Origin of the sequence: Burkholderia arboris (assembly GCF_038723655.1) — a bacterium.
Taxonomy (GTDB): domain Bacteria; phylum Pseudomonadota; class Gammaproteobacteria; order Burkholderiales; family Burkholderiaceae; genus Burkholderia; species Burkholderia arboris.
In genome coordinates, this window is sequence record NZ_CP109821.1 from 975631 (window position 1) to 993556 (window position 17926).

General features: G+C 67.8%; 19 protein-coding genes. 6 read left to right on the plus strand and 13 right to left on the minus strand.

From position 1 onward, the window contains the following. Positions 1 to 29: 29 nt before the first annotated feature. Positions 30 to 1241 carry a S53 family peptidase gene (locus tag OHZ10_RS04610; protein ID WP_342703779.1) on the minus strand — a complete coding sequence of 404 codons (1212 nt, stop codon included), beginning with the start codon at positions 1239 to 1241 and terminating at the stop codon, positions 30 to 32. Between the two features lie 402 nt (positions 1242 to 1643). On the opposite strand from OHZ10_RS04610, the gene crcB reads away from it, so the two are divergent. Both crcB and OHZ10_RS04620 read left to right on the plus strand, forming a co-directional pair. Continuing rightward, positions 1644 to 2030, plus strand: coding sequence for a fluoride efflux transporter CrcB (gene crcB / locus OHZ10_RS04615; RefSeq protein WP_059235665.1), 387 nt, complete (start codon positions 1644 to 1646; stop codon positions 2028 to 2030). 23 nt (positions 2031 to 2053) lie between these two features. Next, the gene (locus OHZ10_RS04620) at positions 2054 to 2404 is read left to right on the plus strand and encodes a DUF190 domain-containing protein (RefSeq protein WP_059236869.1); all 351 of its coding nucleotides are present in this window, start codon (positions 2054 to 2056) and stop codon (positions 2402 to 2404) included. A 10-nt stretch (positions 2405 to 2414) separates the two neighbouring features. Here OHZ10_RS04620 and OHZ10_RS04625 read toward each other — a convergent pair whose 3' ends face one another. After that, a complete protein-coding gene (locus OHZ10_RS04625) occupies positions 2415 to 2978 on the minus strand; it encodes a YggT family protein (RefSeq protein ID WP_059235663.1) in 564 nt (187 codons plus the stop codon). A gap of 75 nt (positions 2979 to 3053) precedes the next feature. Then, a complete protein-coding gene (locus OHZ10_RS04630) occupies positions 3054 to 3983 on the minus strand; it encodes a Rossmann-like and DUF2520 domain-containing protein (RefSeq protein WP_256085658.1) in 930 nt (309 codons plus the stop codon). A gap of 514 nt (positions 3984 to 4497) precedes the next feature. On the opposite strand from OHZ10_RS04630, the gene OHZ10_RS04635 reads away from it, so the two are divergent. Beyond that, positions 4498 to 4806, plus strand: a complete 309-nt coding sequence (locus tag OHZ10_RS04635; protein ID WP_050011620.1) for a hypothetical protein — start codon at positions 4498 to 4500, stop codon at positions 4804 to 4806. A gap of 118 nt (positions 4807 to 4924) precedes the next feature. Here the strand turns inward: OHZ10_RS04635 and OHZ10_RS04640 are convergent, their stop codons facing one another. Both OHZ10_RS04640 and OHZ10_RS04645 read right to left on the minus strand, forming a co-directional pair. Then, complete coding sequence (locus OHZ10_RS04640; RefSeq protein ID WP_174994313.1) at positions 4925 to 5593, minus strand: LysE family translocator; 669 nt, start codon at positions 5591 to 5593, stop codon at positions 4925 to 4927. A 58-nt stretch (positions 5594 to 5651) separates the two neighbouring features. Next, a complete protein-coding gene (locus tag OHZ10_RS04645) occupies positions 5652 to 7208 on the minus strand; it encodes a UbiD family decarboxylase (protein ID WP_256085659.1) in 1557 nt (518 codons plus the stop codon). A gap of 596 nt (positions 7209 to 7804) precedes the next feature. Here OHZ10_RS04645 and OHZ10_RS04650 point away from each other — a divergent pair. Then, positions 7805 to 8932, plus strand: coding sequence for a transglycosylase SLT domain-containing protein (locus tag OHZ10_RS04650; protein WP_059235653.1), 1128 nt, complete (start codon positions 7805 to 7807; stop codon positions 8930 to 8932). A 108-nt stretch (positions 8933 to 9040) separates the two neighbouring features. Here the strand turns inward: OHZ10_RS04650 and OHZ10_RS04655 are convergent, their stop codons facing one another. From OHZ10_RS04655 to OHZ10_RS04675, 5 genes are all read right to left on the minus strand, one after another. Next, on the minus strand, positions 9041 to 10237 hold the full coding sequence (locus OHZ10_RS04655; RefSeq protein ID WP_059235652.1) for a pyridoxal phosphate-dependent aminotransferase: 1197 nt from the start codon (positions 10235 to 10237) through the stop codon (positions 9041 to 9043). 70 nt (positions 10238 to 10307) lie between these two features. Beyond that, complete coding sequence (gene nusB / locus OHZ10_RS04660; RefSeq protein WP_021157083.1) at positions 10308 to 10745, minus strand: transcription antitermination factor NusB; 438 nt, start codon at positions 10743 to 10745, stop codon at positions 10308 to 10310. Then, positions 10742 to 11260 carry a 6,7-dimethyl-8-ribityllumazine synthase gene (ribH, locus tag OHZ10_RS04665; protein WP_011351235.1) on the minus strand — a complete coding sequence of 173 codons (519 nt, stop codon included), beginning with the start codon at positions 11258 to 11260 and terminating at the stop codon, positions 10742 to 10744. The genes nusB and ribH overlap by 4 nt, the downstream gene beginning before the upstream one ends. A 53-nt stretch (positions 11261 to 11313) precedes the next feature. Continuing rightward, on the minus strand, positions 11314 to 12456 hold the full coding sequence (gene ribBA, locus OHZ10_RS04670) for a bifunctional 3,4-dihydroxy-2-butanone-4-phosphate synthase/GTP cyclohydrolase II (protein ID WP_059235650.1): 1143 nt from the start codon (positions 12454 to 12456) through the stop codon (positions 11314 to 11316). Positions 12457 to 12648: 192 nt separating this feature from the next. Next, on the minus strand, positions 12649 to 13167 hold the full coding sequence (locus OHZ10_RS04675) for a DUF1993 domain-containing protein (RefSeq protein ID WP_059235648.1): 519 nt from the start codon (positions 13165 to 13167) through the stop codon (positions 12649 to 12651). A gap of 272 nt (positions 13168 to 13439) precedes the next feature. Between OHZ10_RS04675 and OHZ10_RS04680 the strand changes: the two genes are divergently transcribed. Both OHZ10_RS04680 and OHZ10_RS04685 read left to right on the plus strand, forming a co-directional pair. Beyond that, on the plus strand, positions 13440 to 14042 hold the full coding sequence (locus tag OHZ10_RS04680) for an O-methyltransferase (RefSeq protein WP_256085661.1): 603 nt from the start codon (positions 13440 to 13442) through the stop codon (positions 14040 to 14042). Continuing rightward, positions 14039 to 14722: a GntR family transcriptional regulator gene (locus OHZ10_RS04685; RefSeq protein ID WP_256085662.1), complete on the plus strand. Its 684-nt coding sequence runs from the start codon at positions 14039 to 14041 to the stop codon at positions 14720 to 14722. The genes OHZ10_RS04680 and OHZ10_RS04685 overlap by 4 nt, the downstream gene beginning before the upstream one ends. Before the next feature lie 93 nt (positions 14723 to 14815). Here the strand turns inward: OHZ10_RS04685 and OHZ10_RS04690 are convergent, their stop codons facing one another. Genes OHZ10_RS04690 through hemL form a run of 3 tightly spaced genes read right to left on the minus strand, consistent with a single transcriptional unit; the run spans position 14816 to position 17880 of the window. Further along, positions 14816 to 15445 (minus strand): riboflavin synthase, encoded by a 630-nt coding sequence (locus OHZ10_RS04690; RefSeq protein WP_059235644.1) that lies wholly within the window; start codon positions 15443 to 15445, stop codon positions 14816 to 14818. A gap of 14 nt (positions 15446 to 15459) precedes the next feature. Beyond that, positions 15460 to 16581, minus strand: coding sequence for a bifunctional diaminohydroxyphosphoribosylaminopyrimidine deaminase/5-amino-6-(5-phosphoribosylamino)uracil reductase RibD (ribD, locus tag OHZ10_RS04695; protein ID WP_174994315.1), 1122 nt, complete (start codon positions 16579 to 16581; stop codon positions 15460 to 15462). A gap of 15 nt (positions 16582 to 16596) precedes the next feature. Next, on the minus strand, positions 16597 to 17880 hold the full coding sequence (gene hemL / locus OHZ10_RS04700; protein WP_014897811.1) for a glutamate-1-semialdehyde 2,1-aminomutase: 1284 nt from the start codon (positions 17878 to 17880) through the stop codon (positions 16597 to 16599). Positions 17881 to 17926: the final 46 nt, after the last annotated feature.

The following is a 17926-nucleotide window of genomic DNA, read 5'->3' on the forward strand; positions in this document are numbered from 1 at the left end:
CCACGGGCCTGCCGGCGGCAAACGCCAGGTTACGGACGGGCGACGAGCGCCTGCACGAGCGCCGACGCGACGGGCGAACCGAGCCCCGTCACGTAGTCGTAGCCGCCCGCAGCGTTGCAGATGCTGCCGCAATTGCCGTTCGACCCGGTCGTCACGTCGTGAAAGTCGCTGCCGTATGCGTTTTTGCCGACCGTATAGAGCGCGTCGTAGGTGCCGCTCAACGACTTCTTGCCGGCCGCCGTGCGCAGCGAGTTCGCGATCGCGACGAGCGCCGACCATTGCGGCGCGCCCGCGCTCGTGCCGCCGACCTGGAACCAGCCGGCCTGCCCCTGATAGGTGACCGAGTCGTACACCGCGAAACCGCTGGACGGACTCGCGTCGTAGCTGACGTCGGGCACGCCGCGCTTGCCGGCCACCGGAATCGGCCAGGCGGTCTGGCCGGCCGGCTCGGCCTCGGTCGTGCTCACGCCGCCGCCGCTGCCGCTCCATGCCGCTTCGCCGACATAGCTGCCGGCCGAATCGGACGACAGCGTCGTGCCGCCGACCGACACCACGTAAGGCGACGCGGCCGGGTACTCGGTCCCGGTGCCGCTGTCGCCGGACGACGCGACGAAGGTGACGCCCGCGACGTTGAAGTGGCTGTCGAAGCCGGTCTCGGTGCTGAATTCGCTGCCGCCGAAACTCATCGACACGACCGACGCGCCGCGCTTGACCGCGACGTCGACCGCGGCCAGCAGGTCGCTGAAGCTGGCCGAAGCGGCCTCGACCAGCACGATCTTCGCCTTCGGCGCGATCGCGTGCACCCATTCGACGTCGAGCGACATCTCGAGCGACCAGCCCGAATCGGTCTTCGGCCGCGCGCCGTGTGCGTACACCTTGGTGAAACAGCCGTTCGACGACGTGCAGGCCGGCAGCGAGAATGCGTTGCTGAACACGCCGAGATCGGACTCGATCTTCGGGTCGTCGTACGCGTCGACGATCGCGACGGTCATCCCGTCGCCCTGGTTGGCGGTCGAATCGAATCCGTACGCGTGCCGCGTGAGCGCGGGCGTGAGGCCGGCGATCGTGGCCGTGCTCGCGCGCTGCTTCGTGTGGAACGGCGGGCGGGCGAATCCTTTCGGCGCGCGGTTGCCCTCGACGTAGGAGGGTGGCCCGTTGCCGTCGGCGAGCGCGACAGTCGATGCGAGCAACGACGCGCACAGCGCCGGAATCAACATGGATGACAGGCGGATATTGTTCATTTTTCGAGTCTCCATGTCGATGGAATAGCGTGGCGAATCAATTTTACGAAATCGGTGGAGTCGATTGAATCGAATATCGGCCGGATACGGGAATGTCTGATAAGGGAAAGTACGTGTAACCCTTGTGAGAAGGGTGTTTTGCAGGGTTGACCTGTGTCGGGGTGAATCGCATTCTCGATTTTAAAAAAGCCCATAAATAATCAGCCGATTCAAAATCAATTCGTAATGTCAGATGTAATTATTCGGAAATGATCGACGGCGATGCGCGCGTGGAAATAATGAAACGCATCGCGCGGTTGCCGTTCGATCGAGTGCGTGCCGGCATTGCCGCCGTCGCGCGATTCCGCATACAGTTCAGCGTAAGCCGCGCCCGCCGCGCAGCGGCATCAATGAGGGGTGTCCTTGTTCTATTCGATCGTCGCGATCTTCGTCGGCGCGGGGCTCGGCGCGTTGCTGCGCTGGTTCCTGAGCCTCGCGCTCAACGAATTCTTTCCGGCCGTGCCGCTTGGCACGCTCGCGTCGAACCTGATCGGCGGCTACGTGATCGGCGTGGCCGCCGTCGTGTTCACGGCGCGCGTCGGGTTGCCGCCCGAGTGGCGATTGTTCGTGATCACGGGCTTCCTCGGTGGCCTCACGACGTTCTCGACCTATTCGGTCGAAGTGATGACGCATGCGCTCGAGGGCGAATTCGGATGGGCGTTTGCGGTGGCTGCCCTACACTTGACTGGATCGTTCGCGCTCACGGCGCTCGGCATGTGGACCGCGCGCGCGTGGCTCGCGGCGGCCTGAGCGTGCCGCCACCGGAGGGTGCGATGGACAGGGTCTTCTTGCGCTTCTATGTGCACGAGCAGCACCGGCTGCACTGGAAGCCGCTGTGGGAATGGTTGCTGGAGGAGGCGAGCCGGATGGGCGTCGCGGGCGGGTCCGCGTTTCGCGCGATGGCCGGTTTCGGCCAGCATCGCGTGCTGCACGAGGACCGCTTCTTCGAACTGCAGGGATCGCTCGCGATCGAGGTCGAATTCATCGTCACCGAGGACGAAGCGCGGCGGTTGCTCGAGCGGCTGTCGCACGAGAAGGTGCGCGTGTGCTACGCGATGATGCCGGCGCAGTTCGGCGTGATCGATACGCTCGGCGCACCGCCGGCACCGGGGCCGGCGGCGTAGCGGAGCCGAATCAGATACCGAACATCGTCAGCGACACGGCAGCGCGCGTGACGATCATCAGCAGGACCTGCACGATCACGAACAGCAGGATCGGCGACAGGTCGATGCCGCCGAGGTTCGGGATCACCCGGCGCAGCGGGTTCAGGAACGGTGCGGTGAGCTGGAAGAGGATCGGCATCGCCGGCGAGCGCGGATTGAGCCACGACAGCAGCGCCATCAGGATCGTCATCCAGATGACGAGATTGAGCGCCCACTTCACGACGGTGAGCAGCGCGACCACGACGAGCGTCGCGATCACCGCGGCCGGATCGAAGCCGGCCATCACGACCATCAGCACGACGTACACGAGCGCGGTGAGCAGCGCGGCGGCGACGCTGGCCCAGTCGATGCCGCGTACGCCCGGGATCACGCGGCGCAGCGGCAGCACGAGCCAGTTGGTCGCCTGCAGCACGGCCTGCGTGACGGGGTTGTACGGCGGCACGCGGACGGCCTGCATCCAGACGCGCAGGATCAGCGCGGCGCCGAACAGCGTGAAGACGGTATTGAGCAGAAAACGGGCGATCTCGCCGAACATCGTTGGCATCCTTTTTATACAGTCAGTAGCGCGCGGCCGCCAACGCCGGTTGGCGGCGCATCGGCCGACACCTTATCACGCCTCGTCTTGCGACGGGGAGGGGTGCGCGGCCGCGCGCGCGAGCGACGTTTCGACGGCTTCGGCCAGCGCCGGCAACGACGCCGGCGGCGTGGCACGCTTCGCCGCGAGCGCGACCGCGCGGCGTGTCAGCAGGGCATACAGCGCCGCGTGATCGCCGCCGCGCGCTTCGAGCAGCGCGAGCTGGCGTTCGACGATGCCCGTATCGCCGCGCGACACCGGGCCGGACAGTGCATTCGCGAGCCCCTTGTCGCGCGCGGTCTCGATCGTGCCGGCGAGCATCGGCAGCAGCGCGCGCAGCGCGGCGTCCTCGTCGAAGCCGAGGCCGCGCCACAGCTCGACCGCTTCCGACAGCCCGCACAGCGCGAAGCTCGCCGCGTAGTGTGCGGCCGCGTGATAGAGCATCCGGCCACCGGCCGGAATCGACAGCGGATGACAGCCGAGCGCGGCAGCAAGTCGCAGCAGCGTCGCGTGCAGTGCACCGTCCGCTTCGATCGTGACCGAGCAGCCGTCGATGCGCGCGAGGTCGGCGTCGGTGCCGCCGAACAGGTACAGCGGATGGAAGCCGCCGGTGGCCGCGCCTTGCTGCTTCGCCGGATCGAGCAGCGCGACCGCCGATGCGCCGCTGCAATGAACGACCGCCTGGCCGGCGGCGCGCGATGCGTCGAAGCGGAGCGCCGCGGCGGTCGGGGCGAGATGGTCGTCGGGCACCGTCAGGAAGATCAGGTCGGCCGCATCGACAACCTGCTGCGGCGTGTCGACTGCCTGGCAGCCGTCGATGCGCGCGGCAAGGCCGGCGGCCGACGCAGGCGTGCGGCTCGCGATTGCCGCGACGGGGAAGCCGGCCTGCGCGAAGCGCTGCGCGACACAGCGTGCGAGGCGGCCGGCGCCGATGAAGCCGAGGCGGGGTGTGTCGGGAAGGGACATGGCAGCGCACGTAAGCAAAAACGAAGCAACCGCCAGTATCGCAGGAATGTCGGGTGGGTCGTGGAAGGGTGGTCGCCGTGCGCCGCAGGTATTCATTACCGACGTGCGGCCCGCTCCCCGTGCGGATCGGTGCCCGGCGTCACGGCCGGATCACGATCGTGGAATCCGACCCCGAAATAGCGCGTGCGCATATCCCGCTTGAAATGTCGGCATCTTGTCTCAAATTTGTAATCGTTCATTACGTACGCGAGCCCGCTGTGCGCGCCGTATCCGGTAAGACTGACCGGCCTTGATGTTGCAACCCGAGTCGTCGGACGGAATCGCGCGACCGGCAAGGGGCGCGGCCGGTTCCGGACGCCGCGCCGCAAGGCGGCTCCAGCCGCGTGCAATTGCAATTTGCAACAAATGCACGATACGCGAGGGGCGGGTTTTCGCTACATTGCTTCCATGCGACGTGCATGCCCGCCGTTGCCGACAGGAGCGCCTAAAATACCGCTCCAGCAGGAGAATCGAAGTGAAAAAGCTCATTCCGTTCATCGCCGCCGCCGCGCTGGGCCTGGGTGCCGCAAGCGCCGCGCAGGCTCACGTGTCGATCGGGGTCGGCATCGGTATCCCGGTCGCACCCGCGTACCCCGTCTATGCACCGCCGCCGCCCGTGTACTACGCGCCGCCGCCTCCGCCCGTCTACTACGCGCCGGCGCCGGCCTACTATGCGCCGCCGCCCGCCGTGGTCGTCGGCGGCTACGGTGGTGGTTACTACGGTCGCCCGTACTGGCGACATGGTTACGGCGGCTGGGGCCATCACGGCTACTGGCGTCGCTGATTCGTCCCGCGCGGCCTGACCGCGCGTGGCAAAACGGCGCATCGTCCCGCGAGGGGCGCTGCGCCGTTTTTCTTTTGGGGCTGCCGCTTGCTGCGCGGCCCGTGCGGGCCGGCTTCGCTTACACCGCGTGCACGATCAGGTCGCGGTAGCCGCCGACGATCACGCTATACGAGAAATACGCGAACAGCAGCGCCGACGCGATATGGCACGCGCGCATCAACCCGGCGCCCGCGCGCTTGCGGCCCTGGCTCGCGAGCGTGCACATGAAGAGCGTCCAGGCGAGGCCGCCGAGGAAGAAGCCCGACAGGAACACCGACGCGGTGACCGGCGTCGTCGCGCCGGCCTTCGCGATCAGTGCGCCGCCGACCGCCGCGAACCACAGGATCGCGCTCGGCGACGACATCGCGAGCAGCATTCCGCGCAGGAAGCTGCGCCGCGCGCTTGCCCGCGGCTGCGGGGCGTCGTCCGCATCGTCGTCGGCCGCGCGGGCCGGCGCCAGCGCTTCGCGCGCCATCTTCCACGTGAGAAACAGCAGCACCGCGCCGCCGCCGATCCACACGATCCAGCGCACCGGCTCGAACTGCAGCAGCACGGCCATCCCCGCGAGCGCGAGGGCCGCGTAGACGAGATCGCCGACGCACGAGCCGACGCCGAGCCAGAAGCCCGGCCGGAAGCCGTGCGACAGCGTCAGCGACAGCATCGCGACGTTCACGAGGCCGATGTCGAGACAGAGCGACAGCGACAGGAAGAAACCGTCGGACAGCATGGAGGCGGGCGGAAAGCTCATCTTCGTCGTGCTTGTGGCAATTGCGCGGCACGGGCCGGCGCGTGCCGGCCGCGTGGCTTCAGAGGCCGATCTCCTGCCAGAGCCGGTCGACGCGCGCCTTCACGGCCGCATCCATCTCGATCGGGCGGCCCCATTCGCGATTCGTCTCGCCGGGCCACTTGTTGGTCGCGTCGAGCCCCATCTTCGAGCCGAGTCCGGCCACCGGCGATGCGAAGTCGAGATAGTCGATCGGCGTGCTGTCGACCATCACCGTGTCGCGCACGGGGTCGACACGCGTCGTGATCGCCCAGATCACTTCCTTCCAGTCGCGGATGTTCACGTCCTCGTCGACGACCACGATGAACTTCGTATACATGAACTGCCGCAGGAAGCTCCACACGCCGAACATCACGCGCTTCGCGTGGCCTGCGTAGCTCTTCTTCATCTGGACGATCGCCATCCGGTAGCTGCAGCCTTCGGGCGGCAGATAGAAGTCGGTGATCTCGGAGAACTGCTTCTGCAGCAGCGGCACGAATACTTCGTTGAGCGCGACGCCGAGCACGGCCGGCTCGTCGGGCGGCTTGCCCGTGTAGGTCGAGTGGTAGATCGCGTCGCGGCGCATCGTGATGCGCTCGACGGTGAACACCGGGAACCACTCCTGCTCGTTGTAATAGCCGGTGTGGTCGCCGTACGGCCCTTCGAGCGCGTGCTCGTAGGCCGCCGACGCATTGCCGGCCGGCCGCGGCGGGGCGCCGGCCGGAGCAGGGGCAGGCGCGCCTTCCTGCGGGTAAATGAAGCCTTCGAGCACGATCTCCGCGCGCGCGGGCACCTGCAGCGTGTCGACGCCGGGCGTCAGGCACTTTGCGAGCTCCGTGCGGCTGCCGCGCAGCAGGCCGGCGAACTGGTATTCGGACAGCGAATCGGGCACGGGCGTCACCGCGCCGAGCGTCGTGGCGGGATCGGCGCCGAGCACGACCGCGACCGGATACGGCTTGCCGGGGTTCTGCAACGCGAACTCGCGAAAGTCGAGGGCGCCGCCGCGATGCGCGAGCCAGCGCATGATCAGCTTGTTGCGGCCGATCAGCTGCTGGCGGTAGATGCCGAGATTCTGGCGCGACTTGTTCGGCCCGCGCGTGACCGTCAGGCCCCACGTGACGAGCGGCCCCGCGTCGCCGGGCCAGCAGGTCTGGATCGGCAGCTTGTTCAGGTCGACGTCGTTGCCTTCCCAGACGATCTCCTGGCACGGTGGCGACGACACCGACTTGGGCGCCATGTCCCACACGGCCTTCGCGAGCGACAGCAGCTTGCCGGCGTCCTTCAGGCTCTTCGGCGGATCGGGTTCTTTCAGCGCGGACAGCAGCCGCCCGAGATCGCGCAGCGAATCGAGCGCGGCGTCGTCGCCCGCGTCGACGCCCATCCCGAGCGCGACGCGGCGCGGCGTACCGAACAGGTTGCCGAGCACCGGAAACGCATGGCCGGGCGGCGCGTTGAACAGCAGCGCAGGGCCGCCGGCGCGCAGCACGCGGTCGCACAGCTCGGTCATTTCGAGCACGGGCGACACGGGTTGCGTGACGCGCCGCAGTTCGCCGAGCGCCTCGAGGCGCTGGATGAAATCGCGTAAGTCTTTGTATTTCATGAAGAAGGTCCGGGCCACCCGCGTGGCGGGCAGCGATGGGCGGGCGCAGCGGCCGGCTGCGGCCCCGAATTGACCGACGATTCTACCCGGGCCGCCGCGCGGCCGCCCGGCGGAGAAAAAAGTCGACCGCGCGCAAACCCCCTACGGCACGGGACTTGCGATCTGAAGACCGTTCTTAAATTACTTTTTGTTATAATTTCGTAGTTTTATAGTGTTGACGATCTATAAAACCCTGCTAGAATCCGCTCACATTGGCTGCAGGGTAAAAGGCTTCGAGCCGCCAATCACCGATCTTTGACGCAGCGCGTCACCGTCCGCCGAATCCTGCACGGCGTATCCGACGGCCTTAGTCGTAGTCCTCGCCAGCGCTACCAGACGCTGGTTTTTTGCGTGGGTGCCACCGCGTATGCCCGCCTCGCCCAGTGTGCGAAGGCGCCGGCCCTCTTACACCGTGGCCTCGAACGGTACTTATACCGTTTCCCCGATGCTTGCGCGTCCCAACCAAGGCGTGCGGCGTCGTGATTCCGCGGCGCGTTTTCTGTCTCGCCATCGAGCTGAGCGAGCCGCACGAGTCATGTTCATGGGAGATGATCTGAATGAACGCTTGGTTATCGTGGCGTCCCAATGAGCAGCATGCGCAGATCGTGCGCAACATGCTGCGTCGCGGGACGCGTGTCAGTCACCATCTATTCAGCGTTGTCGGCTGTTTCGCTGTCGCGGTTGCGCTTGCACTGTGGCTGCTGCCAACCGTCCGCGGCACGCTTGCCGCGAAGCTGATGCCGGTCGTATCCGCGGCCGTGCAGGCCGGGCCAGCCCGTTTGCTGTCCGGTCATCCGCTGCCGAACTTCGCGCCTGCCGGTGCGCAGCCGCAGCAGGAAGAGACGCCTGAAACGGACGCGCTTGCGGTCGGCCTCGATGTCGCACCGGAAGCCGCCGCACAGGGTGCCCAAGGCGATGCGTCGGATCCGGCCCGCAATGGCCCGTCGCCGGTCGCACTGGCCAAACTGATTCCGACCCAGCGGGTGGCGGCCGATGCGCGCGACGATCGTGCGCTCGCGTCGAACCGCGAACAGGCACTCGTCGCGACCTATCTGTCGCGCCGTTACCGCGTCGCGCAGGAGCCGCTCGGCCAGCTCGTCAAGGCTGCGTTCCAGACCGGCCGCGATGTCGGACTCGATCCGCTGCTGCTGCTGTCCGTGATGGCGATCGAATCGGGCTTCAATCCGTATGCCGAAAGCGGCGTTGGTGCGAAGGGCCTGATGCAGGTCATGTCGAAGGTCCATTCCGACAAGTTCGAGTATTTCGGCGGCACCGACACCGCGCTGCAACCGCTCGCGAACCTGCAGGTCGGCGCACTCGTGCTGAAGGACTGCATCGCGCGCGGCGGCTCGCTGGCGAACGGCCTGCGCCTGTACAACGGTTCGACGAATCCCGACGACACCGCATACGGCTCGAAGGTGATGGCCGAACGTGGCCGGCTGCGCGACGTGTCGCACGGCCGCAGCGTGCCGGTCAACGCGCCGCAGGCGCCGGCGCAGCCGGCGAAGCCGATCGTCACGGCGGCCGTGACGGGCGCGGCAGGCGGCGCGAAGCGCGTGCATGCGACGCTCGACGGCGCGACGTCTGTCAAGGCGGCAGCGCCGAAGGAAACCGCACCGCAGGACGACGCGAGTGTCGATACCGCGAAGCAGTCGCACGGCGTTCATTCGGAGCTCGGCGCGTAACATTCCGCGTGCCGCCCGGCTCTGGCCGGCAGGCAATGAAAAAGGCACCCGATCCGGGTGCCTTTTCTTTTTGCGGCGTGTGAAACAGCCGGTGTGCCGGCTGCGGCGTCAGTGCTGCCCGAACAGGGTCGCGAGCCGGTCGACCGCCTCTTCGAGCCGCGAGTACGCCGTTGCATACGACAGGCGGATATAGTCGCGCGGCGCATGGACGCCAAAGTCCATGCCGGGCACCAGCACGACGCCGGCGTCATGCAGCATCGCCTGCGTGAGCGCGGCGCTGTCGCCGGCTGCCGGATGGGCGACGCCGCCGCAATGCGCATATACATAGAACGCGCCGTCCGGCATCACGGGCACCCTGAAGCCGAGCCGTTCGAGCGCCGGCGCGATGAAATCGCGGCGGCGCTTGAATTCGAGGCGGCGCGCTTCGTAGAGTTCGAGCGTGGCCGGTTCGAAGCACGCGAGTGCTGCGTGCTGCGCGAGCGCGGACGGGCAGATGAACAGGTTCTGCGACAGTTTTTCGAACGTGCCGACCAGCGCGGGCGGCACGACGAGCCAGCCGAGCCGCCAGCCCGTCATGCTGAAATATTTCGAGAAGCTGTTCACGGTGATGACGTCATCGCCGAACGACAGCGCCGATACGGGCGCCGCATCGTAGCTGAGCCCCTGGTAGATCTCGTCGACGATCGTGAAGCCGCCGCGGGCGCGCACGGCTTCGACGATCCGTTTCAGTTCGTCCGGTTCGAGCGACGTGCCGGTCGGGTTCGACGGCGACGCGAGCAGCACGCCGCGCGTGCGGTCGTTCCAGTGCGTGCGGACGTCGTCCTCGGTGAGCTGGAAGCGCGCGTCAGGGCCGCTCGGCACGAGCACCGCGCGGCCTTCGGCCGCCGCGACGAAATGCCGGTTGCACGGGTACGACGGGTCGGGCATCAGCACTTCGTCGTCACGACCGACGAGTGCGAGGCACGCGAGCAGCAGCGCGGCCGACGCGCCGGCCGTCACGACGATCCGCTCCGGGCTGATCGTGAGGCCATACGCGCGTGCATAGTGCGCGGCGATCGCCTCGCGCAGCGGGGCAATGCCGAGTGCGCTCGTGTACTGCGTGACGCCGCGGCGCAGCGCGGCCGCGGCGGCTTCGACGACCGGCTCCGGCGCGGTGAAATCCGGCTCGCCGATGCCCATGTGGATAACATCGCGCCCCAACGACTCGAGCCGCTGTGCCTCCTTCATCAGTTCCATCACATGGAAGGGCTGGATCGCGTCGACGCGTGCGGCGAGCGTGACGAGCGAATCGGCGGTGGTATTCATCGGCGGGCAGGGCGGGGGAGAGGAAGAATGAAAAACGGGCGCTCGCGCGCCCGTGGACAAACTAACGGTGTCAGCCGTTGCGGCGTGCCTGCGTTTCTGCAGGGCGCAGCTTCGCGGCGAGCTTGTCGAGCACGCCGTTCACGTACTTGTAGCCGTCGGAGCCGCCGAACGTCTTCGCGAGTTCGACAGCTTCGTTGATGATCACGCGGTACGGCGTTTCGACATGGTGCGTGAGCTCGAACGTCGCGATCAGCAGCACTGCGCGTTCGACCGGAGACAGCTGGTCGATCGGACGGTCCAGCGACGGTGTCAGCGCTTCGACGAGCGTGGCGTGCTCGCGGATCACGCCGTGCAGGATCGCGTCGAGCAGCTCCTTGTCAGCCTTGTCGTAACCGAGCGCGCCGCGCAGTTGCGCGTCGATCTCGCCGGAGGACGCGTTCGACAGCAGCCACTGGTAGAGGCCTTGCGTCGCCAGCTCGCGCGATTGTCGGCGGGCGCTCTTCTTCATGCGCGCTCCTCTTCGTCGTCTTCGTCTTCCTCTTCGTCCTCGTCGTCATCGCCGAGCTGGTCGAGGGCCATCGTCAGGTTGGCCATCTCGACGGCGACGCGTGCGGCGTCACGACCCTTTTCGGTCATGCGCGCGACGGCCTGCTCGTCGTTTTCGGTCGTGAGGACCGCGTTCGCGATCGGCAGGTTGAAGTCGAGGCCGATGCGGGTGATGCCCGCGCCGCTTTCGTTCGACACGAGTTCGAAGTGGTAGGTCTCGCCGCGGATCACCGCGCCGAGCGCGATCAGCGCGTCGAACTGGCCGCTTTCGGCGAGCTTCTGCAGCGCGAGCGGGATTTCCAGCGCGCCGGGCACCGACACGAGCAGCACGTCTTCACCGGTGACGCCGAGGCGTTCCAGTTCTTCGACGCACGCGTCGGCGAGGCCGTTGCACACGGGCTCGTTGAAACGCGATTGCACGATGCCGATACGCAGGCCGTCGCCTTCGAGATTCGGTTGGTATTGTCCGATTTCCATGATCTGGTCCGTGGTGTGGATGAACGGTTATAGGGCGAAAGCGCCGTGGCGGGTTACGCGTTGGACGCCGGGCAGGACTTGGCTTCGCCGCCGGGCATCGGAATGAAGCCCGTGACTTCGAGGCCGTAGCCGGACATGCTGCCCAGCTTGCGCGGATTCGACAGCACCTGCATCTTGCTGACGCCGACATCGCGCAGGATCTGCGCGCCGATGCCGAACGTCTTGAAATCGACCGGCCGGCGCTTGAGCGCAGCAGCCTTTTCTTCCTCGTCGAACGCCTTGAAGACGTCGATCAGGTGTTCCTTCGTGTCGCCGCAGTTGAGCAGCACGATTACGCCGAGGTCGCGCTCCGCGATCTCGCGCATGGCGGCGTCGAGCGTCCACGAGTGCGTCGACACGCTCGTCTCGAGCAAGTCGAGCACCGACAGCGGCTCGTGCACGCGCACCGGCGTATCGACGTCGGGCGACGGTGCGCCGCGCACCAGCGCGATGTGCGGCGAGCCGCTCGGCTGGTCGCGGTACAGCACCGCGCGGAACGTGCCGTGCGCGGTCTGCATCGTGCGCTCGGCGATCCGCTCGATGATCGATTCGGTGCGGCTGCGGTACTGGATCAGGTCGGCGATCGTGCCGATCTTCAGGTTGTGTTCCTTCGCGAATTCGATCAGGTCCGGCAGGCGCGCCATCGTGCCGTCGTCCTTGATGATCTCGCAGATCACCGCGGCCGGCGTGAGGCCCGCGAGCGCGGTGAAGTCGCAGCCGGCTTCGGTGTGGCCTGCGCGCACGAGCACGCCGCCCGGTTGCGCCATGATCGGGAACACGTGGCCCGGCTGCACGATGTGCTCGGGGCGCACGTCGTGAGCGACCGCCGTGGCGATCGTGTGCGCGCGGTCGGCGGCCGAGATGCCGGTCGTCACGCCCTCGGCCGCTTCGATGCTGACCGTGAACGCGGTGCCGTACTGCGTGCCGTTGCGGTAGGTCATCAGCGGCAGGTGCAGCTGCTTGCAGCGCTCCTGCGTCAACGTCAGACAAACCAGGCCGCGGCCGTACTTGGCCATGAAGTTGATCGCTTCCGGCGTGACGAATTCGGCGGCGATCACGAGGTCGCCCTCGTTTTCGCGGTCTTCTTCGTCGACCAGGATCACCATCCGGCCGGCTTTCAGCTCGGCGATGATGTCGAGCGTGGAGGCGAGCGTCATAAGGGGGCGAGAAAGAGGAAAGTGCGTATTTTACGCCAGCCGGGCGGCGTTTCGGCTGGCGCGGACCGCGCACGTCGGGCAAGCACGCCGGAAAGCGTTGCGGGCGGCCTGCGCGGCAGGCCCGGCGGCCCGCCGCGCGTGGCCAGCACGCGGGTGCGGACGGTTGCGGGCCGGGCGTTTCCCGGCCGCGCGTCACGCGTGCTGGTCGCGCCCGCCGAGGTAGTCGAGCTTGCCGAGTTCGACGCCGCTGTGGCGCAGGATGTCGTAGGCGGTCGTCACGTGGAAGAAGAAGTTGGGCAGCACGAAATTCAGCAGGTACGACTGGCCCGTGAATTCGATCGGGCCGACGCGCATCTTCAGCACGATCTGGCGCGCCTCGCTGCCGTCGATCTGTGCGGCGTCGAAGCTCTTCAGGTAATCGATTGTCTTCTGGATGCGCGCATGCAGTTCGTCGAAGGTTTGCTCGACGTCCGGGTAGCTCGGGATCTCGGCGCCGGCGAGCCGCGCGGCGCAGCCCTTCGCCGTGTCGGTCGCAATGTAGACCTGCCGGACGAGCGGCAGCATGTCCGGGTAGAGGCGTGCACCGATGAACACCGACGGATCGATCTGCTTCTCGGCCGCGTGCGCTTGCGCCTTGCCGAGGATGTGCTGCAGGTTGGTCAGGCCGCGGATCAGGACGGGCAGCGAAGCCTGGTGCATCGAGATGGACATGGGAACGACTCCTGTGGGAAGAGGGGTGGCCGGTGCGCGGCGCGTCGTGCGTTGTGGCGTTGAAACCGCCGTCGATGCATCTTAGCGCGACGGCATGACCCGTGCGCGCCGTTGGCCATTCGGCCGGGAATCGTTAGAGCAAACGGCCGCCAGCCGGGCCGGAGCGGTTTCAATCACGCCGGAACGGCGGTCCTCGTGGGCACCGGGCATCGATCCGAAAATCGTCGTATCATGAAACACGAAACACGAAATATGAAGCAATGGAGACCCGCATGATCGAACTCGACAGCGCCGCGTCGGCCGTCCTTGCCCGGCTGGCGTCCTTCGGCCAGGAAAACGATGCGCAGATGGCCGACCGCAGCCGCAAGATGCTCAATCTCGAGCTGCCCACAGCCGAGCTGCTGTACCTGCTCGTCACCGGCGCGCGGCGACGGCGCGTGCTCGAGATCGGCACGTCCAACGGCTACAGCGCGATCTGGCTTGCGCATGCCCTGCGCGAAACGGACGGGCAGCCGCTCGTCACCGTCGAGTTTTCGCCGGAGAAGGCCGAGCAGGCGAGGGGCAACCTGCGCGCGGCGTCGCTGCAGGACTGGGCGCAGGTGATCGAAGGCGAGGCGACGCAGGTCTGCGCGGCCGTGACGGGCCCGTTCGACTGCGTGTTCTTCGACGCCGATCGCGTGAGCGCGCCGCAGCAACTGGCGCACCTGTTGCCGAAGCTGACCGCCGACGCGCTGCTCGTCGCGGACAACGCGCTGTCCCATCCGGACGAGATCGCCGGCTATCTCGCCGCGGTCGACGCTACGCGCGAGTTCGACACGACGCTCGTGCCGGTCGGCAAAGGGCTTCACATTGCGCGTCGCCGGAGGCCGGCATGACGCGCGCCACGCTCGAACGGACGACGCTGGGGCGCGACGCGTACGGTGCGATCCGGGAGATGCTGGTCGACGAAGCGCGCTTCGCGGCGGGCGAGAAGATCAGCATCGAAGCGCTGTCGCGCGATCTCGGCATCAGCCGCTCGCCCGTGTGGGCGGCGGTCTCGCGCCTGGAAGCCGAGGGGCTGCTGCAGGTCGTGCCGCGCCAGGGCGTGTTCGTGATCGCGTTCGATCGCGCGCGGATCGTGGCCATCTTCGAGGCGCGGGAAGCGCTCGAAGGCATGGCGGCGCGTCTGGCGGCGCAACGCCTGACGCCCGACGATCGCGCGATGCTGGACGAAGCGCTGGTGCGGCAGGCGCGCGCGGTCGACGCGCGCGACGGCGATGCCTACCGCGTCGCGAATCTCGACTTCCACCATGGGCTGCTCGCCACCGCGCGCAACGCGACGATCGAGACGTCGCTCAGGGCGCTGTACGCGCAGGTGCAGACGATGTGTGCGGGCGGTGCGAGCCCGATGGACGACTGGACGCGGCTGGGCGGGAATGTCGCCGAACACCGGCAGGCGTTCGACATGATCGCGAAACGCGATGCGGATGGCGCCGAGCGCGCGGCACGCGAGCATGTCCGGCAACTGCTCGACACGATTCTGGCGCGGGCGGGCGGAGAAGGGACGGATGCCTGATCGCCGGCGGAACACCGGCGGGCGATGCGGGCAGGATGAGGAAAAGCGGCGACTGCCGATACCCGGACATCGAGCCGTCAGCCGTCGCTGCGATCAGTCCTGATGCGCGCCCTGCGACGACGACAGCATCCGTTCGACGTAGCGCGCGATCATGTCGACTTCGAGATTCACCTTGTCGCCGGCCTTCACGTGGCGCAGCGTCGTGACCTCGACCGTATGCGGAATCAGGTTGATCGAGAATTCGCAGCCGTCCGCGCGATCGTCGATCGTGTTGACGGTCAGGCTCACGCCGTTGACCGTGATCGACCCCTTGTACGCGAGATAGCGGCCAAGCTCGCGCGGCGCGACGATGCGCAGTTCGTGCGATTCGCCGACCGGCGCGAAGCGCGACACGGTGCCGAGGCCGTCGACGTGGCCCGACACGATGTGCCCGCCAAGACGGTCGTGCGCGCGCAGCGCCTTCTCGAGGTTCACTTCGCCGGGCTGCGCGAGACCGACTGTGCGGTTCAGGCTTTCGCGCGACACGTCGACGTCGAACGCGGTGTCGCGCTTCTCGATCACCGTCATGCACGCGCCCTGGATCGCGATGCTGTCGCCGAGTGCGACATCGGCGAGATCGAGCCCGCCCGCCTGCACGGTCAGGCGCACGCCTGCATCGGCCGACGTGCCGAGCGGCTCGATCGATTCGATGCGGCCGACGGCCGCGACGATTCCGGTGAACATCGTGACGATTCCGTTCAGTGTGGGGTGTCGGGCGGCGTGAACCGCGCGAGGATCCGCAGGTCGTCGCCGATCCGCTCGAACCCGTGGAACGACAGTCGCGTGCGAGCATCGAGATTCGCCGGCGCGGCGAGGTCGAACATGCCGGCCGCATCGGCGCCCAGCAGGCTCGGTGCGAGGTAGACCAGCAATTCGTCGACGCACCGTTCGCGCAGCAGCGAGCCGTTCAGCTTGTGGCCGGCCTCGACGTGCAGCTCGTTGACGCCGCGCGCGCCGAGTGCCGCCAGCATCGCGGGCAGGTCGACCTTGCCGTGCGCATTCGCGAGCGGCACGATTTCCGCGCCGCGCGACTTCAGCACGTTCGCACGCATTTCACCGCCGGCGTCGAGCCGTCCGCAGAAGATCAGCAGCGGGGCACCTTCGAGCAGCCGCGCGTCAAGCGGCAGGTCGAGGCGGCTGTCCACCAGGATGCGTTGCGGCTGGCGCGGCGTGTCGATGCCGCGCACCGTCAGCAACGGATTGTCCTCGCGCACGGTGCCGATGCCGGTGAGGATCGCGCACGCGCGGGCGCGCCACGCATGCCCGTCGAGGCGCGCGGCCTCGCCGGTGATCCACTGGCTTTCGCCGGACGGCAGCGCGGTGCGGCCGTCGAGCGACGCGGCCGTCTTCATCCGCACCCACGGGCGGCCGCGCGTCATCCGCGACACGAAACCGATGTTCAGCTCGCCGGCTTCATGCGCGAGCAGCCCGCAGCGCACGTCGATGCCCGCGTCGCGCAGCATCCCGAGGCCGCGCCCCGACACCTGCGGGTTAGGGTCTTCCATCGCGGCGACGACCTTCGCGACGCGCGCTTCGATCAGCGCGTTCGCGCACGGCGGCGTGCGGCCGAAATGGCTGCACGGCTCGAGCGTCACGTAGACGGTCGAACCCGCGACGTCGTAGCCGCGCGAGCGTGCATCCTTCAGCGCCTGCACTTCCGCGTGATCCTGGCCGGCTGGCTGCGTGAAGCCTTCGCCGATCACGTCGCCGTCCTTGACGATCACGCAGCCGACGCGCGGATTCGGCGCCGTCGTGTACATGCCGCGCGCCGCGAGCGCAAGCGCGCGCTCCATGTGGGCGAAATCGATATCCGAGAACATGCGCGCGGCCCCGGATCAGGCGGCGAGTGCCGCGAACGCGCGGCGCGCGGCCGCGAGCGTCGCGTCGATCACCGCGTCGTCGTGCGTGCTCGACACGAAACCGGCCTCGTAGGCCGACGGTGCGAAGTACACGCCCTCGTCGAGCATCAGGTGGAAGAAGCGGTTGAAGCGCTCGGTGTCGCTCTTCGTGACTTCCGCGAAGCTGGTCGGCACGCGCTCGGCGAAGTAGAGGCCGAACATCGCGCCGATCGAGTCGGCCGCGAACGGCACGCCGGCCGCGCGCGCTTCCGCCGCGAGGCCGTCGGCGAGCCGCTTCGTCTGCGCGGTGAGCGCGTCGTAGAAGCCCGGCGCCTGGATCAGCTGCAGCGTCTTCAGGCCCGCGGCGACCGCGATCGGGTTGCCCGACAGCGTGCCGGCCTGATACACGCCGCCGAGCGGCGCGAGGTGGGCCATGATGTCGCGGCGGCCGCCGAATGCAGCGGCCGGCATCCCGCCGCCGATCACCTTGCCGAGGCAGGTGAGGTCGGCCGTGATCCCGTAGTACGCCTGCGCGCCGCCGAGCGCGACGCGGAAACCGCACATCACTTCGTCGAAGATCAGCACGGCGCCGTGCTTCGTGCACAGCGCGCGCAGCGCGTTCAGGAATTCGGGCGTGCCGCGCACGAGGTTCATGTTGCCTGCGACGGGCTCGACGATCACCGCGGCAATCTCGTCGCCGAACGCGCCGAAGGCTTCCTCGAGCGCGGCGACGTTGTTGTACTCGAGGACGGTCGTGTGTTTCGCGATGTCGGCGGGCACGCCGGCCGACGTCGGGTTGCCGAACGTCAGCAGGCCCGAGCCGGCCTTGACCAGCAGGCTGTCCGCGTGGCCGTGGTAGCAGCCCTCGAACTTGACGATGCGGCTGCGGCCCGTGAAGCCGCGCGCGAGACGCAGCGCGCTCATCGTGGCCTCGGTGCCGCTCGACACCATCCGCACCTGCTCGATCGACGGCACGAGCTTGCAGATTTCCTCGGCGATCTCGATCTCGGCTTCGGTCGGCGCGCCGAACGAGAAGCCGTCGGCGAGCACGTTCTGCACGGCCGACAGCACTTCCGGATGGACGTGGCCGACGATCATCGGGCCCCACGAGCCGATGTAGTCGATGTACTGCTTGCCGTCGGCATCCCAGAAATACGGGCCTTGCGCGCGTGCGACGAAGCGCGGCGTGCCGCCGACCGAACGGAATGCGCGCACCGGCGAGTTGACGCCGCCGGGAATGGTCTTCTGGGCGCGTTCGAAGAGGATCTGATTGTTGGACATGAGCGAAACCTGCGAGAGAAGGGCGCGGGGGCCTGTGCACGGGCCG

What these genes read in the sequence shown, in the direction of transcription:
- OHZ10_RS04610 (WP_342703779.1), bottom strand. Translation starts at nt 1,241, where the DNA reads ATGAACAATATCCGCCTGTCATCCATGTTGATTCCGGCGCTGTGCGCG.
- OHZ10_RS04620 (WP_059236869.1), top strand. Translation starts at nt 2,054, where the DNA reads ATGGACAGGGTCTTCTTGCGCTTCTATGTGCACGAGCAGCACCGGCTG.
- OHZ10_RS04625 (WP_059235663.1), bottom strand. Translation starts at nt 2,978, where the DNA reads ATGTTCGGCGAGATCGCCCGTTTTCTGCTCAATACCGTCTTCACGCTG.
- OHZ10_RS04630 (WP_256085658.1), bottom strand. Translation starts at nt 3,983, where the DNA reads ATGTCCCTTCCCGACACACCCCGCCTCGGCTTCATCGGCGCCGGCCGC.
- OHZ10_RS04640 (WP_174994313.1), bottom strand. Translation starts at nt 5,593, where the DNA reads ATGAGCTTTCCGCCCGCCTCCATGCTGTCCGACGGTTTCTTCCTGTCG.
- OHZ10_RS04645 (WP_256085659.1), bottom strand. Translation starts at nt 7,208, where the DNA reads ATGAAATACAAAGACTTACGCGATTTCATCCAGCGCCTCGAGGCGCTC.
- OHZ10_RS04650 (WP_059235653.1), top strand. Translation starts at nt 7,805, where the DNA reads ATGAACGCTTGGTTATCGTGGCGTCCCAATGAGCAGCATGCGCAGATC.
- OHZ10_RS04655 (WP_059235652.1), bottom strand. Translation starts at nt 10,237, where the DNA reads ATGAATACCACCGCCGATTCGCTCGTCACGCTCGCCGCACGCGTCGAC.
- nusB (WP_021157083.1), bottom strand. Translation starts at nt 10,745, where the DNA reads ATGAAGAAGAGCGCCCGCCGACAATCGCGCGAGCTGGCGACGCAAGGC.
- ribH (WP_011351235.1), bottom strand. Translation starts at nt 11,260, where the DNA reads ATGGAAATCGGACAATACCAACCGAATCTCGAAGGCGACGGCCTGCGT.
- ribBA (WP_059235650.1), bottom strand. Translation starts at nt 12,456, where the DNA reads ATGACGCTCGCCTCCACGCTCGACATCATCGCCGAGCTGAAAGCCGGC.
- OHZ10_RS04675 (WP_059235648.1), bottom strand. Translation starts at nt 13,167, where the DNA reads ATGTCCATCTCGATGCACCAGGCTTCGCTGCCCGTCCTGATCCGCGGC.
- OHZ10_RS04680 (WP_256085661.1), top strand. Translation starts at nt 13,440, where the DNA reads ATGATCGAACTCGACAGCGCCGCGTCGGCCGTCCTTGCCCGGCTGGCG.
- OHZ10_RS04685 (WP_256085662.1), top strand. Translation starts at nt 14,039, where the DNA reads ATGACGCGCGCCACGCTCGAACGGACGACGCTGGGGCGCGACGCGTAC.
- OHZ10_RS04690 (WP_059235644.1), bottom strand. Translation starts at nt 15,445, where the DNA reads ATGTTCACCGGAATCGTCGCGGCCGTCGGCCGCATCGAATCGATCGAG.
- ribD (WP_174994315.1), bottom strand. Translation starts at nt 16,581, where the DNA reads ATGTTCTCGGATATCGATTTCGCCCACATGGAGCGCGCGCTTGCGCTC.
- hemL (WP_014897811.1), bottom strand. Translation starts at nt 17,880, where the DNA reads ATGTCCAACAATCAGATCCTCTTCGAACGCGCCCAGAAGACCATTCCC.